This is a genomic window from Methanosarcina subterranea (genome assembly GCF_055385895.1).
The window spans coordinates 1,383,271-1,397,858 of sequence record NZ_AP042426.1; the positions used below are offsets into that span (position 1 = coordinate 1,383,271).

At 42.0% G+C, this 14,588-nt stretch carries 11 protein-coding genes and 1 pseudogene; 5 read left to right on the top strand and 7 right to left on the bottom strand.

Annotated features, from left to right (window positions below; translation table 11 throughout):
• Positions 1 to 149 precede the first annotated feature (149 nt).
• The gene (locus tag ACZ5A8_RS06195; RefSeq protein ID WP_015411109.1) at positions 150 to 290 is read left to right on the top strand and encodes a hypothetical protein; all 141 of its coding nucleotides are present in this window, start codon (positions 150 to 152) and stop codon (positions 288 to 290) included.
• Between the two features lie 66 nt (positions 291 to 356).
• On the opposite strand, the gene ACZ5A8_RS06200 is transcribed toward ACZ5A8_RS06195, so the two are convergent.
• The 6 genes and pseudogenes from ACZ5A8_RS06200 to ACZ5A8_RS06225 all read right to left on the bottom strand — a co-directional run bounded on the left by ACZ5A8_RS06200 (position 357) and on the right by ACZ5A8_RS06225 (position 8,275).
• Complete coding sequence (locus tag ACZ5A8_RS06200) at positions 357 to 836, bottom strand: GrpB family protein (protein ID WP_464534035.1); 480 nt, start codon at positions 834 to 836, stop codon at positions 357 to 359.
• A pseudogene (gene tnpC / locus ACZ5A8_RS06205) lies at positions 833 to 2,290 on the bottom strand (IS66 family transposase). Before tnpC ends, ACZ5A8_RS06200 begins: the two are co-directional and overlap by 4 nt.
• Before the next feature lie 437 nt (positions 2,291 to 2,727).
• The gene (locus ACZ5A8_RS06210; RefSeq protein WP_464534037.1) at positions 2,728 to 3,060 is read right to left on the bottom strand and encodes an SAM-dependent methyltransferase; all 333 of its coding nucleotides are present in this window, start codon (positions 3,058 to 3,060) and stop codon (positions 2,728 to 2,730) included.
• A 698-nt stretch (positions 3,061 to 3,758) separates the two neighbouring features.
• A complete protein-coding gene (locus ACZ5A8_RS06215; protein ID WP_229391623.1) occupies positions 3,759 to 4,013 on the bottom strand; it encodes a PRC-barrel domain-containing protein in 255 nt (84 codons plus the stop codon).
• 147 nt (positions 4,014 to 4,160) lie between these two features.
• Positions 4,161 to 6,527 carry a CDC48 family AAA ATPase gene (locus tag ACZ5A8_RS06220; RefSeq protein WP_464532839.1) on the bottom strand — a complete coding sequence of 789 codons (2,367 nt, stop codon included), beginning with the start codon at positions 6,525 to 6,527 and terminating at the stop codon, positions 4,161 to 4,163.
• Positions 6,528 to 7,165: 638 nt separating this feature from the next.
• Positions 7,166 to 8,275 (bottom strand): transposase, encoded by a 1,110-nt coding sequence (locus tag ACZ5A8_RS06225; protein ID WP_464529534.1) that lies wholly within the window; start codon positions 8,273 to 8,275, stop codon positions 7,166 to 7,168.
• Between the two features lie 236 nt (positions 8,276 to 8,511).
• On the opposite strand from ACZ5A8_RS06225, the gene ACZ5A8_RS06230 reads away from it, so the two are divergent.
• Positions 8,512 to 9,282, top strand: a complete 771-nt coding sequence (locus ACZ5A8_RS06230) for an NAD+ synthase (RefSeq protein ID WP_464532841.1) — start codon at positions 8,512 to 8,514, stop codon at positions 9,280 to 9,282.
• 185 nt (positions 9,283 to 9,467) lie between these two features.
• Here the strand turns inward: ACZ5A8_RS06230 and ACZ5A8_RS06235 are convergent, their stop codons facing one another.
• Positions 9,468 to 10,760 carry a TiaS agmantine-binding domain-containing protein gene (locus tag ACZ5A8_RS06235; RefSeq protein ID WP_464532843.1) on the bottom strand — a complete coding sequence of 431 codons (1,293 nt, stop codon included), beginning with the start codon at positions 10,758 to 10,760 and terminating at the stop codon, positions 9,468 to 9,470.
• Positions 10,761 to 10,916: 156 nt separating this feature from the next.
• On the opposite strand from ACZ5A8_RS06235, the gene ACZ5A8_RS06240 reads away from it, so the two are divergent.
• The 3 genes from ACZ5A8_RS06240 to glyA all read left to right on the top strand — a co-directional run bounded on the left by ACZ5A8_RS06240 (position 10,917) and on the right by glyA (position 14,581).
• A complete protein-coding gene (locus ACZ5A8_RS06240) occupies positions 10,917 to 11,903 on the top strand; it encodes a transcriptional regulator (protein ID WP_464532844.1) in 987 nt (328 codons plus the stop codon).
• A 165-nt stretch (positions 11,904 to 12,068) separates the two neighbouring features.
• Positions 12,069 to 12,677 (top strand): phosphoribosylglycinamide formyltransferase, encoded by a 609-nt coding sequence (purN, locus tag ACZ5A8_RS06245; RefSeq protein ID WP_464532846.1) that lies wholly within the window; start codon positions 12,069 to 12,071, stop codon positions 12,675 to 12,677.
• Between the two features lie 665 nt (positions 12,678 to 13,342).
• The gene (gene glyA, locus ACZ5A8_RS06250) at positions 13,343 to 14,581 is read left to right on the top strand and encodes a bifunctional serine hydroxymethyltransferase/L-allo-threonine aldolase (RefSeq protein ID WP_464534038.1); all 1,239 of its coding nucleotides are present in this window, start codon (positions 13,343 to 13,345) and stop codon (positions 14,579 to 14,581) included.
• Positions 14,582 to 14,588: the final 7 nt, after the last annotated feature.

A 14,588-nucleotide genomic window follows, 5' to 3' on the forward strand; every position in this document is an offset into this window, starting at 1 on the left:
GCAGTAATTGCAAGAATATCTTAATATTTTATGCTATTGATTTTCTTTTAACATAAACACAGGTTTGTATTAACAAAAACAGTTCAGTATCAGTAAGCATTTCAGTATATTTATTACTTTAGCAGACATCAAACTATTGAGGTGAACAAATGCCAGCAAGAAAAGTAAAGAATGATAATAAAGAAAAAGAACTAATGGAAAAACTAGAATCAATAGAAGAAAAAAGAGAAGATACAGCAGAACAAATAAACATAGAAGAGGAACCCGATGAAAGTAAAAGGCCTAAATAAACAGTATGTTACAAATTAACGTCAAAAAATACATGAACTTTATTTGACCAACAAGCAAATTTTTATTCAGAAGCTATTAATTTTTTTAAGAACATTTTGTACAAATTCGCGCTTAGCATTTACATAAGCCGTAATATCAGTTCTGAACTGTTCAGCTAATCTCATTTTGAGTTCTCCATAAGCTTTCACAGCTTCCGGATGATCTCTTAAATAATTGCGAAAAGCAATATGCTCAAGATAACCTTTGCCATTCTTCGGACATACGTAAAGGTGGTAGGGCATAAAGTCATCTAAAAAAGTTCTTTTAAAAGCCTCTCTGCCTTCAACACCCAGATTTCCTTCGTGTTCAAACCCAATTTTTGAAAGCCTGTCTTTTACAGCAGGAAAAATGTCATACGAATCAATGACTACATCAATATCAATAATAGGCTTTGAGGCAAGACCATCAACCGCTGTGCTTCCAACATGATCTGCACTATTTACAAGATCGCCAGCACAATCAACAATCATTGCTTTTATTTTTAAAAATTCGTTGTAACTACTCAGGGTATAGTTAGCGGTGCTCCGCTGAGCGCCGCGAGAATACCTTCTATAACAGGTAAATCGTTCTTTTTAATGGTCGAAATATAAGCTCTAATTCTGCAGAAAGCTTCCGCTCCTTGTATAGTTCTGAAAGTTCCTGATATTTTCTGCTGTAATTTCATCATCCTTATGTCTCTTTCTGCCTGGTTATTTTCAAATGGAACTCTCAAATCATTGAGGAATCTCAGGATCTGTTCTTTGTTTTCTATAAACCTGTCAAGTAGGTTCCTTGCTTTTGTTTTTGGATTTTTACCACGTTTTCCATGTTTTTCAGGGTTTAGAGAAGGTGGATTTTCTTCAATCCCTTTCATGACGATAGCATTGAACCTCTCTTCCAACGCTTTAATTTGTTCAAAATCCAGATCTTTGACTTGCTCTTTGCATTCATCAGTATACTTTTTCATTTCTGTTAACAGTTCATTCATCTCTTTAGCCCATTGCTGTTTATAGTTCTCCTCAATTCCAGTAAGTTCTCTCTGGAGATGAGCGTTGCAAAGAGCATGATCACATTCATAACTGTTATAGGGTTTCCATCCGTCATGAACTGCTATTCCTTTAAACTCTGGAAGAATTCCCATGGCATTAATTGCTTTTGATCCTCTTTTTGAGTGAGCAAAATAACAGGTGTATTTGTCATTAGAAGCTACATGAAGCCAATGCCTTTTTCCTTCAATTTTCATCCCAGTTTCATCACAATGGATAACAGGAGAAGTTATTAACTTCTCCTTACTCATATTTTCAAACTCCTCTAAATTCCGGAAGCATTCTTTTTCTGCTCTGATTATCGTAGCAGAACAGATTTTTATCCCCATAACGTCATCAAAAAACTCTAAAATCCTTTTATAGGGAATAAACTGGTAGTTTTTACAGTAAATTGCTGAAGCTAAAATATTAGGACCATACTGGACGGGATATTTCACAGATTCTGGAAAAGAAGCTTTATTTGATTTTCCACAGTGAGTACAGGTCTTAATCTGACTTCGATGTTCCGTAACAATTAGATTTACAGGAGGAATATCAAAAATTTGTCTTCTCTCATAAGCTTCAACTTCAACATCCTCAAGAGTATGTCCACATTCTTTGCAGCAGGTCAAAGAATGTTCAATTACCTAATCAGGATCATTAACCATATCAAGAGTTGTGCCTGGATGACCTTCTTGACCTCCAGGTTTCTTCCCACTCTTTTTCCGGAGACTCTTGGGATTAGGTTTTTCTTTGACTAAAAAGTCAGTAGAAGGAGGTTTACTGCTGTTTCTGCTATTTTGATTTAAGCGAGATTCTAAAATCCTTACACGTTCTTCTAGTTCAGCAATTCGAATAGCTTGTTCTTCTATGATAGTTTCAAGTCTCTGGATTACAGAAATTACAGCTTCAGGACCAGCTTCATAGATAACGAGGATCTCTTCACGTGTAAGCATAATAACGAAACAAAATAGGATTTAATTTATATGCAATTTTTCCTCGAAAAGAGGAAAAATTGTAGCCTTTCAAAGGCCACCTGAATTGTTACAATTCGTTTTTCCATCTAGGGTCTTATGGCACAACTCTTACAATGCCCTTCATTTTCGCATCCATACTTACCGCTCCTGAATCCGAGATAGCCACGGAAAAGGCTTCTTAAAAAATCCAATTCACAGCTTAGTATCTGTGATTGAAACCAGATTAAAGTAATTTCCACCCTCAGCTTCCATTACTCCAATACTTTACAGGCATAACCATTATCACACGAAAGCCAATCCTTCCAGGCTTCTTCTAATCACTTTAATTCCTTGCATTCTTTTATACTAACTGAATCAGAAGTTTTCCATAAATTATACCACCAGTCGCATGAGTGAAAATTCATATCATCAAACCACTATGGCAATAATTCTGCCGGAACCCCATGTGTAAATTTTTTTTTCAACTCCGGGACTGCAACTGCTATTTGTCCTCCTTTTTTTACAAGTGGGGCTAAATAGTTTTTTAAGTAACTCCCTTCAACTCCAAAATAGTGATAGGTATCCGCACATACAGCGACATCAAAACACTCGTGTGCAAATGGCAAATCATATGCTCCTGCATGTATTGGTATTATTTTATCTTCCAGACCCATTGACTTGATCCTTTCATAATTATCTGTTGCACTGATCCAGAGGTCAGCAGCAAAAACAGTAACCCCGTACTCTTTTGCTAAAAAGATGAAGTTAATCCTCTCTCAGTCAGGGTCAAGTACCCGCATGCCTTTTTCAAGCTTTAATGATTCTGCCATCTCTTCAACAATTTTCATTGAATTCGGTCCTATCACGTTTTTTTAACAAAAGCAGCATCATACTCACTGGATTTCCTAAATACCACAATGACTATTATTGAACTAAATATAATATTATTCTATATATCTGGTCTTTATTTTTGCTCATTTCTCTTTCTTTATTTTTGCTCCTTTCTCTTATTCCTTACGAAAAAAACCGCTCTCTTTCGTCGAGCATGACAAGAACGACTCGATATAGCGAATGACTCTGTATGGATCATAAAAATCCGGAATCCAGCCCTTTTGAGAAAACTCAATACTAAAAATCAGAATCAGTCTTCTTGAGCGAAACAAAGTGGAGCGAAAAGGACCACGCACTGTAGAGTCGTAACTCTGCCGTGATAAAAATAGTTAGTTACAGCGAATAGGCTGTCCTGGCTAGAAATATTTAGAATTCAGTCATTTTCAGCAAGGCTCACTACTATAAACCATAAATTAGTCCTCTTGAGCGGAACGAAGTGGAGCGAAAAGGACCGCATACTGCTGCGATTACATCGCAACTCCCAGAAAATCTCTGATTTCCTGTGAGATCCCGAAGCGAAATTCAGGGAGGAAATAGGCTGAAAGGAAAGTAAAAGATCTTTCCTTCCATTTTTCAATTATGACCTTGCTTTCATTTTGTCTACAATAATATAGTCTTTAATGGCGCTTACGGAATCGAAAGGAATCAGGATATAGTTATCCTCTTTTTTGTATCTCGATACATCAAAGGTTGGATTGGGAGTAACCATAAGGTCAATAATGTGCCCTCCTTTGATTTCGACTACAATATTGCTCAGCGTTCCTATCTCCGTTCCGTCGGTAGCCATCACCTGCTTATTGAAGAGGAGGTTTCTTGCAAATACTTTAGACATTCTGATCTTGTCTCCGTGCTCAGTGTTATGCGGGATTTGGGTAAAGCTGGCTTTTCAGTTTAAATACTTTTACTTTTAATATTTTATTCAATTTGAAGCTATCTTCTTTATAAACTCTTTCCTTTTAAGAGTTACTCATTTAAATTCTTACCTGTATCCCACAAGTCCAGCTGTCTCGACCGGTCTCTGACCTCCTTTAAACTGCTCCTCTATCTTCTCATAGAACTGAGCGATGTTTTCGTTAATTGTGGGTTTTACTTTCTTAAGGGCTTCTCTGAAGTGCCTCATTTCAATCGTTTCTACATCGAAGTTCTCTCTGAGGGCAAACATAACAGCTTCTCTGCATACCGCTTCTATATCGGCACCCACATATCCTTCTGTTATGCCGGCAAGGTTCTCAAGATCTACGTCCTCTGCAAGAGGCGTATTCTTTGTGTGGATCTTAAAGATCCTTATCCTGCCATTACGGTCAGGTGACCCAACGTAAACCAGCCTGTCAAAACGTCCTGGTCGCAGGATTGCAGGGTCAAGCAAATTAGGGCGGTTGGTTGCGGCAATTATGACCACATCTTTGAGAGTCTCAAGCCCGTCCATCTCGGCCAGCAGCTGGTTAAGTACTCTTTCCGAAGTCCGGCTGTCCGTAGATTCCATGCCCTGCATAGCAGCGATGGAGTCGATCTCATCAAAGAAGACAACACAGGGAGCAACCTGCCTTGCTTTCTTAAAGGTTTCCCGAATTGCTTTTTCCGATTCTCCAAGCCACTTTGAAAACATTTCCGGCCCTTTAACGCTTATGAAATTGGCGTGTGATTCCTTGGCAACAGCCTGCGCTATCAGGGTTTTTCCCGTCCCTGGCGGGCCGTAAAGTAGGATTCCCTTTGGAGCTTTTATGCCCATCTGGACAAACTTTTCCGGGTTTTTAATAGGCCACTCGACAGCTTCAATGATCGAATGCTTCGCTTCGGCCAGGCCTCCTACATCGTCCCAGCTAACCGAAGGTACCTCAACAAAGATTTCTCTCAGAGCTGAAGGTTCGGCTTCCATCAGGGCGTCTTCGAAGTTCTTTTTAGTTACAACAATCTTTTCCAGCCGTTCAGGAGGAATTGTTTCTTTTTCGAGGTCAAGGTCAGGCAGGCTTTCTCTCAGGCAGCGCATTGCCGCTTCCTGCACGAGAGCCAGGAGATCTGCACCCACAAAGCCCTGCGTCCTCTCAGCCAGGTACATAAGGTACAGGTTTTGCTTCTCTTTCTTTTCTCTCTCCATGGCACCTTCATCGACTTCGATTTCAGCTTCGATTCCAGTCCCTACTTCAATTCCTGCTTCAGTTTCGGTCCCGGTTATCTTGGTTTCTTCGTCTTTCTCAATTGGCATACCCCGTGTGTGAATCTGCAGGATCTCGTACCTGTCTTTGGTGTCCGGCACTCCAATATGGATTTCCCGATCAAAACGGCCGGGTCTCCTGAGTGCGGGGTCGATTGCATCCACACGGTTGGTAGCCCCAATTACCACGACTTGCCCTCTTTCCTCCATCCCGTCAAGAAGGGTCAGGAGCTGGGCAACCACTCTCCTTTCCACTTCCCCTGTTACGTTTTCCCTTTTAGGGGCAATGGAGTCGATTTCATCAATGAAAATAACCGATGGTGCGTCCTGGGTTGCTTCTTCGAAAATCTTTCTTAATCTTTCCTCACTTTCCCCGTAGAACTTTCCTACTATTTCGGGGCCGGCAATGTAATGGAAGCTTGCCCCGGATTCGTTTGCCACGGCTTTTGCAATCAGGGTCTTTCCGGTCCCGGGTGGGCCGTAGAGAATAACTCCCTTTGGAGGCTCTATGTTAAGGTGGGCAAAGAGCTCAGGGTGTTTCATGGGCATCTCTATCATTTCCCGGACACGCATGATTTCCTGTCCAAGACCTCCGATGTCTTCGTAGGTGGTGACGCCTCTAGTTGCTTTTTCGTAGCCCTGTACCGGCTTTTTCCGGAGCTCAATATTTGTGGATTCCGTGATCAGGACAATGGTGTTTGCAGGGTCAGTCTCAACAGCAACCAGGGGAATTACCTGGCTTGTTGTCAGAGACTCGGTCATTGGCTGAGACATGGAGTTTATAATCGGAATTATGTCTCCCCTGAACACGGGCCTTTTCAGGATATGCCGTTTTATGATCTCATTTGCATGTTCCCCAAACTGCAGTTCAGGTCCACCCTGAGTCATGCTTTCCGGAAGCGCCAGAATTAGCTTTTTTGCTTCCGGGGCTTCGACCTTTTTAATGGTCACTTTCTCCCCTATGGAAACCCCGGCGTTTTGCCGGATAAAGTTATCAATGCGCACGATTCCCTGTTCCCAATCCTGCCTGTCTGCTCTCCACACCTTTGCTGTGGTCTTTTTCTTCCCCCTTATCTCCACAATGTCACCGGGAGAGAGCTGAAGTTTCAGTAGTGCCGTAGGGTCAAGCCGGATAATTCCTCTTCCAAGGTCAATAGGATATGCCTTTTCAACCTTCAACTGTATTTCTTCCATGGATCATCCCGAAAATAGTTGTCTTTTTGATTGTAATTTTATCTGGTAATGACATAAAATGAAAGGATATCGGTTTTTCCCGAAATTTCCGGATCGAATAGTCCTTAACTGCCCGTTTTTTATGGATCGAGTAATTCTTAATTATCTGCTTTCTATATTAGATGCTCTTTTTATTTTAATGCCTGTCATCCGGGAAAATTTGTCCCGTATATGAATTTACCCTGGAACATACCAGAAATAGCATCTACTGTCCATAAGCGCTCAATCTGGCAATATATAGCTATTTTCGTTTTTACCCTTCCGGAAAGTGCACTTTTGCGAGTTTTAGGCGCTTTAATATTCAAATGTCTGAATATTCAGGCGCCGGACAGTTCCCTATCATATTTTTACACTCAAGTATTTATATTATAATGTCCGGAAAGTAAGTTTCTTATATTCTCCATTTATTTAATAAGTTTGCCCTTCTCTATGTTTTCTCTGGAAGGTTAATATATTTACAGCTTCTGTGTATAAAACTGTTTAACACGACCTGAATTAAGCTTTCAGACCTTATAGATCTTATTGATCTTATTATTCAGGCATTCTGAGGATCTCAAATTAGCTTTTAAAATCGCTAATCTAATTTGACATCCATTTCTTTAAAAGTATCTCCCAAATGAATTCTTATTTCCAACTTTATTTTGCATTTCTGTCAGCACCAGCAGTTGGTATGCTATGAAACTCAATAGAGAGTAGAGTCTTCTACTCTCATTTCTCACTCTTCTGATATCAAATTTTACTGTACCCTTAATATGTCCATGTATCTTTTCACATTCAGCTCTCTTTTTATATTGGTCATCAAAAAACTCATCTCTGATGTTCTGGTTTCTCAGGTACATTCCTACCTGTTCTTTCCTTCCAATCTCATATAGAAACTTGAGTTTGTTTTCCATTGGTGCATGAACATCTCCACCGACTCTCCACTTTTTATTTACCCAGTGATTGATTCTTTCCTCTTCACCTTCTTGATTGACTACGGCATTTGAAGCGTAGGAGATGATCGGTTTTGCTTCAAGGCGATACCAAATGTCAGAATGATTAAGGAATGAATCATAACCTCCATCTGCAGAATACAATTCGAGATTAGCGTTCATCTTATTTAGAGCTTCAATATGGTTGATAAGTTCTGGAGAATCACCAGCAACTCCTTTTGTATGAGTCATGAAAACAGGGTAAGTTCCAACCATTGTAATATGCGCTTTATCCATTTTGCATTCATAATGAGGATTGTAATCAGCGTGTTTATCGTATCTTGAAGCTTCAAGTGGAGTGGAATCGATCTTAGCTTCCTTTTCCGCAGAAAGTTTGAGAATTTTTTCACCTAAAAGCATCATTATCTCATTGATTCCTTCCTCTCCAAGCCTATACTTCACAAAATGATGAAGGGTTCCACCTGAAGGAAGTTTAATCTGACCGTTTTCATCAAAAAAAGAGAGCAAGCTACCTTCTTCCTCTGTTATGGAAGAAATGGTTTTATCATACGAAAGCTTCCTGAAACATTTCACAACAAAGAGTTTTATCATAGAAGAAACACTGTATTTAAAGTGCCAACTTTTGTTGGTATAATAAGTACGCTCGACGTGCTTTGCAATATCGTCAATGCAGAGGAAGTACAGGAATTGGCAAATTGAAGTGCTTTCTCTGCTAAGATAGTTATCGAAGGAGTCCTCGAAGAGGACTCCTTTGTATAACATACTGTTTTTCGACATGAGAACGGCATATATGGCATTGTTTAAAGTTGCCGTTATCCAATAAAGATAAGTGCTTATCAGAACTAGCTAAAAAAAGAATAAGTTTTTAAGTCAAAATTCTAATTTGAGATCTTTATTCTTGTGAACCATAATTTAAATTAAATCCCTAACTAAGATAACTTAATTTATAACAGAGTTTCTAACAGAATTTATAACCGAATTCCATCTAATTCATAATTTCAGGAACTGAGAGCATGGACCTTGAAAAAGCACAGAACGGGATTATTGATTTTATCCGGAATGAAACTGGTAAAGCAGGTGTAAACGGAGTAGTTGTTGGCATTAGCGGGGGAATCGACTCCGCGCTTACCGCAACGCTTGCTGTAAAAGCTCTCGGAAAAGACAGGGTTCTTGGCATTCATATGCCAGAAAGTAGCCTTACTCCTGCAGCTGATAGTGAAGATGCGAAAACTCTTGCAGACTGGCTCGGGATTGAGTACAGGACAATTGACATCACATGCGTTATTTCAGCTTTCATGGCTGCAGTTCCGGAGAGTGAATCTGCAGACAGGTTAACCAGAGGCAACCTGAAAGCAAGAACCCGGATGGCCCTTCTTTATTTCCACGCAAACCAGCTGAACCGCATGGTCATCGGGACCGGAAACAAAACCGAAATCCTTCTTGGCTACTACACGAAGTATGGGGATGGAGGGGTCGACCTTGAACCTATAGGCGGGCTTTATAAGACCGAGGTATGGGAGCTTTCCGGCAGGCTTGGGATTCCGGAACCTCTCATTACTAAAAAGCCGTCTGCGGGATTGTGGGCAGGTCAGACCGATGAAGCAGAACTTGGTATTTCTTACGTGAAGGTCGATGAGGTGCTCAGAATGCTTGAAGAAGGCACAGAACTGGGTAAAATTTTGAATAATGTCGGAATTTCTGCTGAACAGCTCAGCTCTGTTAACAGGCGCATCGAGAGAAACGAACATAAAAGAAAAGCTCCGCCTGTGCCGGAACTGTACTGAACTTACCGGATTGAGGGAGAAACAGGCACAGGTGCTGAAATAAGTATGGCATATAGTAGAACCTGCGGGTTGGCTTTACAAACCTGAGCAGTTTAAGTCTGTAGCATCTGAGTAGTTTAAGTCTGTAGCATCTGAGCAGTTTAAGTCTGTAGCATTCGGGCAATTTAAGTCTGCAGCTTTTTCCTTTATCGGGCAGGATAAAGCCTTATATCCAGGTGTTTTTCTCTTGCCAGCGGCTTTGCGAGGTGTCTCCTGGCACAGGGGGGTACTTCATAGAGTCCTGGTTCAAGGTCTCTTTCTGCTTCACACCTGATTTTTAAAAGAGATTGAGCCTGCGTCCTGCATTTTTTGCAGCGGAACCCCTGTCCCTGCCCTGCGGATTTCATGTGTTTTCCGCATTCAGGGCACTTTGGGTTCTCTTCCGTGTAAAGGGGAGCAAGAGCTTTAATCTCTATTTTTTCAATATTCAGGGTTCCGGAAGTGACACTCCCTGAGAGGACGACCCGGTCTCCAGGCACCAGTTTTCGGATAAGTGACCTGAAATTCTTTGTTGGCTCGAAGGCTGCACAGTCGATTTCGCCTTCCTCCAGGTCACGGACAGCAAAAATAACGTGTCCTCCTTCAATGGTCTTCGGGACTGCCGAGACTGTACTTTCAAGTCTATAAGAATGCATATCCCTGATTTCAGCAATCTTCTGTGCTGTCAGGAGGTGCATGTCCGTTCCCTGGTTTGTCCTGTATACGGTAAAGCGCTCAACAGGCTCTGCCCGGATCAGGGCTGCAGCTTTATTAACTATTTCAGGGCTTTCTCCTCTTATCCCGAATAATACCGGGTCTGCTGAATGAGGAACGCAGACTACGAGCCTGTTTGTAAGATCTACCGTATCCCAGGTTTCTGGGTACGTCTGCCTGTCAGCCTCAAAAAAACTTTCCTTATCAACATCGCGTGGAGTTCCCCATTTTTCCTTCTGTCTGTACGCCAGATGCTCGAAAGTACAGTCCCACCCCTCAGGGTTCAGCATTGCCCCACAGGCTGCAAGAGCGCCTATAAGTCCCCTTCCGTTCTTGAAGCTTCTCGAGATAATCCCCAGTTCAGCGATCAGGTTCTTTGCTTTCTCTATTTCGATTACGTCCTTTACAGCCTCTTCCAGAAAACTCATGAGGACGAACTTCAGGTTTTCGTAATCTTTTTCCTGAATAAATACGGCTCCCGGATTGGTTTTTTCGCATTCCATGCGTGCAAGCTCTTCTATTTTGGATGTTACATGTGCAATCACCCTTTCAGGGCAGGCAGTTTTAAGTTTCAGGGCTACTGCTGCGTTCCCTCTTGTCTTATAGGGAATGGTAGGGTTCAGGCGCACAAGGAGGGGTAAAGCTTCTACAGTACCGTATTCCTGCAGTTCTTCCAGCAGCAGTGCTCCCAGATATGTAGTGCACATGCCTTCGTTTGAGTCCGTATCGTCAATTCCGATGATCATTTTTTTTCCGTATCCAGTTTTCTACCTTGATATTTCTGCAATTCCGGAGCGGGGATACCTTAGTTTTCGGGATTCTCCGGCTTGTTTTCTCCCCGTAAACATTATCTATGTTGGAGAAATGTATATATAGATGTTCAAACAGAGATTGATATTGGAATGACAAAAGAGGTTCTCATACATCAAATTATTGATGTATTGTCACGTGCTGGTTTTGCACTCTCTGACAGATGTAATATACGTCCCAGGAGCTTTGACGTTGCCGCACGTAAAGATGAAACACTATTACTTTGCAAGGTTTTATTTAATATTGACGGCCTGAATGAAGAAACAGCAAGAGAAATGAAATATCTTGCTGAGTATCTCGGAGGTTCCGCTATTGTTGTTGGAGCCAAGACAAGGGACCAGCTGCTTGAAGACAGTGTTGTCTACATGCGCTACGATATCCTTGCCCTGAGTGTCCAGACTCTCCATGATTATTTTGTCGAAAATATCCAGCCTCTGGTTTCAGCAGCACCCGGAGGGCTTTATGTTTCAATAGAAGGAGACCTCCTCAAAAAGTCAAGGACAGATCAGTCTATGTCCCTGGGAACCCTGGCTTCCATGGTAGGGGTTTCAAGAAGGACTATCAGCAAATACGAAGAAGAAGGTATGGACGCGTCCATTGATGTAGTACTCCAGCTTGAGGACATTTTCGGAGTCGAACTGGCAAGACCCATAAATATCCTGAAATCCTGCGGGAGCAGAAAACCGAGAAAAAAGGCAGAGCCTGAAAAGGAAGAATCACAGGTAAAACATAATATGCTTTTGCCGGAAGAACTGATCCTGAATACGATTTCAATGCTCGGATATGACGTCCTTCACACTGCGCAGGCACCTTTCAAGGCTATCTCACGGGACAAGTCTTCAGTTATCCTTACAGGAGTCAGCGAGTTCAACACAACAGTAATCAAACGGGCTCATCTGATGAGCAGCATTTCCTGCATTACGGAAACTCAGTCCGTGTTCATCATTAACGGACGTTCCAAGCTGAAATCAGTCGAAAATACGGTACTGATAGAAAAGAAAGAATTAGACAATATAAGTGATTCTCAGGAACTTCTTGATTTCATAGAAGAGCGCAAGGAAACCCGGAGTGGCGCTTAAGCTTCTCTTTTCTCTTCTTTTCTTCTCCTTCCTTCTTCTTTTCCAGGTAATTATGCCCTTTTCTTCGACTGCCTAATTATATTTGGAGCCTTTTCTCTTAATCTGTCACCGATGCCACAAAGATGCAAAAACCTAATATATCACTGTTTCAATCTAAAAGCTTCAATGACGGTAAAGATTGCAGTGCTGGTCTCTGGACGGGGCTCAAATCTCCAGGCGATCATAGATAGCATTGAAAAGGGCTACATAAAAAACGCGGCAGTTAATGTTGTTATCTCCAACAAAGCCGATGCTTATGCGCTCGAACGTGCAGGAAAACACGGGATCAGTGCTGTTTTTCTTGATCCAGTAGGGCGTGACAGAGCCGGATACGATAGGGAAATACTGAATGTCCTCAAAGAGTATGATACGGACCTTCTCCTGCTTGCAGGCTATTTCAGGATCCTGGGAAGCGAAATTATCGGAGCATACAGGCACAGGATTCTGAACATACATCCTTCTCTTCTTCCGGCTTTCAAAGGGCTTCATGCCCAGAAACAGGCTTTTGAGTATGGAGTAAAAGTTGCAGGCTGTACTGTACATTTTGTAGATGAAGGACTCGATTCCGGGCCCATTATTATCCAGAAATGCGTTTCTGTGCTTCCAGAAGATACCGAAGAAACTCTTACTGCCAGAATTCTCGAGCAGGAACATATTATCTATCCCGAAGCTGTCAGGCTCTTTGTCGAGGGTAAACTTAAAGTTGAGGGCAGAAGCGTAATAGCCCTTGATTAATGGCCCTTATACAAGCAGATACTTTGAAGGAACTCACGGATCGGATTTTCAGCCATGCCTGAGACTCCGAGAAGGTACAGGTCCAGATCAAAAAATAAAGTGTTCAATAATATATTAAATGTTAAATGTTGGGCAATTTCCGGCAGATAGGTCATGACTTGCTCAAAAGTAGAAAATAGTCCCAAACCGGAATAGATTTTACCCATTAGTATCCTCATTAATATTCTGACAGTATAAGTATTTGAATATAATACTCACGTGAATATACTGGTCAATCGAAGACTTACTCTATTCCATAACCTCCTGAGTTATTAAATACTCGGGAAATATTTCATGGGTCTTTACCTTTGTACAGGATCCCCTTTCAATTAGAACTCTCTTCATTGGAGCTCCATTCAGTTATATTACTTTCAGTCTGGAGGATCCCAAGACATTTGATAATTCCAGCGTATTGAGAAACCCACAACTGTTTAGAACTTTCAGCCTATCTGGCTTTTCAGTTTGTCAGACAGTTCTTACAGGTTCTAGCAAACTTATTTATGTAAGTAAAAATCCCAGAACGTAAGCAAACTAGAACGTGAGCACCTAACAGTTAATCAATTCACGCTAGCAAGAAACCCTTAATTCGAATAAGTTTTAAATGCATGGACTACAAGGTGACAGTAATGTCTTATATTGAAAAAATCGATCCGGAATTGTTCGAGGCTATCGAAAAGGAAGCCGAACGTCAGGAATACAAACTGAACCTGATTGCGTCAGAAAATTATGCGAGCAGGGCTGTTATGGAAGCCCAGGGCTCAATCATGACCAACAAGTATGCCGAAGGATATTCCGGCAAGCGCTACTATGGCGGCTGTGATTTCGTTGATGTTGCCGAAAACCTCGCTATTGCCAGGGCAAAGGAATTATTCGGGGCAAAGTATGTAAATGTCCAGCCCCACTCCGGTTCAGGCGCTAACATGGCAGTCTACTTCTCTGTACTGCAGCCCGGAGATACCATCATGTCCATGGACCTCTCTCACGGCGGACACCTTTCTCACGGCAGCCCTGTAAGTTTCTCCGGAAAGCTCTATAACATCGTGCCCTATGGTGTAAGCAAAGAGACAGAAGCCCTGGATTATGACGAACTCATGAAAATGGCAAAAGAATGCAAACCGAAAATGATTGTATGCGGAGCTTCAGCCTATCCCCGTGAGATTGATTTCAAGAAGTTCAGGGAAATTGCCGATGAAGTCGGAGCTTACCTTCTTGCAGATATTGCCCATATTGCAGGGCTTGTAGTTGCAGGTGTACATCCGAGCCCTGTGCCTTATGCAGACTTTGTTACCACAACTACCCACAAGACCCTCCGGGGACCCAGGGGCGGAATGATTATATCTAGGACCGAAGAGCTTGCAATAGGGGTAAACAAGGCAGTTTTCCCGGGTATTCAGGGCGGCCCCCTCATGCATATCATAGCCGCAAAAGCAGTCGCCTTCAAGGAAGCCATGAGTGAAGAGTTCAGGCAGGACCAGGCCCGGACCGTAAAGAATGCAAAGGTTCTCTGTTCTTCTTTGAGACAAAAGGGTTTTGATATTGTTTCTGGCGGCACTGACAACCACCTTATGCTTGTAAACCTCAATAATATGAACATTACAGGCAAGGATGCGGAAGCTGCAATGAGCAAGGCCGGGATCATTGCCAACAAAAATACGGTTCCTTTCGAGACCCGCAGCCCCTTTGTAACCAGCGGTGTAAGGCTTGGGACTCCTGCCTGTACCACAAGGGGTATGAAAGAAAAAGAAATGGAGCTTATTGCCGACTATATCGAGGCCGCAATCAAGAATGCAGGAAACGATGTTCTGCTGTCGGAAATCAATGATAAGGTAAGGGATCTCTGTTCAAGGTTCCCGATTTACGATTAATTGAGGA

Bases quoted from the DNA above. Each gene is read 5' to 3' on its own strand.
- ACZ5A8_RS06195 (WP_015411109.1), top strand. From the start codon at position 150: ATGCCAGCAAGAAAAGTAAAGAATGATAATAAAGAAAAAGAACTAATG.
- ACZ5A8_RS06215 (WP_229391623.1), bottom strand. From the start codon at position 4,013: ATGTCTAAAGTATTTGCAAGAAACCTCCTCTTCAATAAGCAGGTGATG.
- ACZ5A8_RS06220 (WP_464532839.1), bottom strand. From the start codon at position 6,527: ATGGAAGAAATACAGTTGAAGGTTGAAAAGGCATATCCTATTGACCTT.
- ACZ5A8_RS06225 (WP_464529534.1), bottom strand. From the start codon at position 8,275: ATGTCGAAAAACAGTATGTTATACAAAGGAGTCCTCTTCGAGGACTCC.
- ACZ5A8_RS06230 (WP_464532841.1), top strand. From the start codon at position 8,512: ATGGACCTTGAAAAAGCACAGAACGGGATTATTGATTTTATCCGGAAT.
- ACZ5A8_RS06235 (WP_464532843.1), bottom strand. From the start codon at position 10,760: ATGATCATCGGAATTGACGATACGGACTCAAACGAAGGCATGTGCACT.
- ACZ5A8_RS06240 (WP_464532844.1), top strand. From the start codon at position 10,917: ATGACAAAAGAGGTTCTCATACATCAAATTATTGATGTATTGTCACGT.
- purN (WP_464532846.1), top strand. From the start codon at position 12,069: ATGACGGTAAAGATTGCAGTGCTGGTCTCTGGACGGGGCTCAAATCTC.
- glyA (WP_464534038.1), top strand. From the start codon at position 13,343: ATGTCTTATATTGAAAAAATCGATCCGGAATTGTTCGAGGCTATCGAA.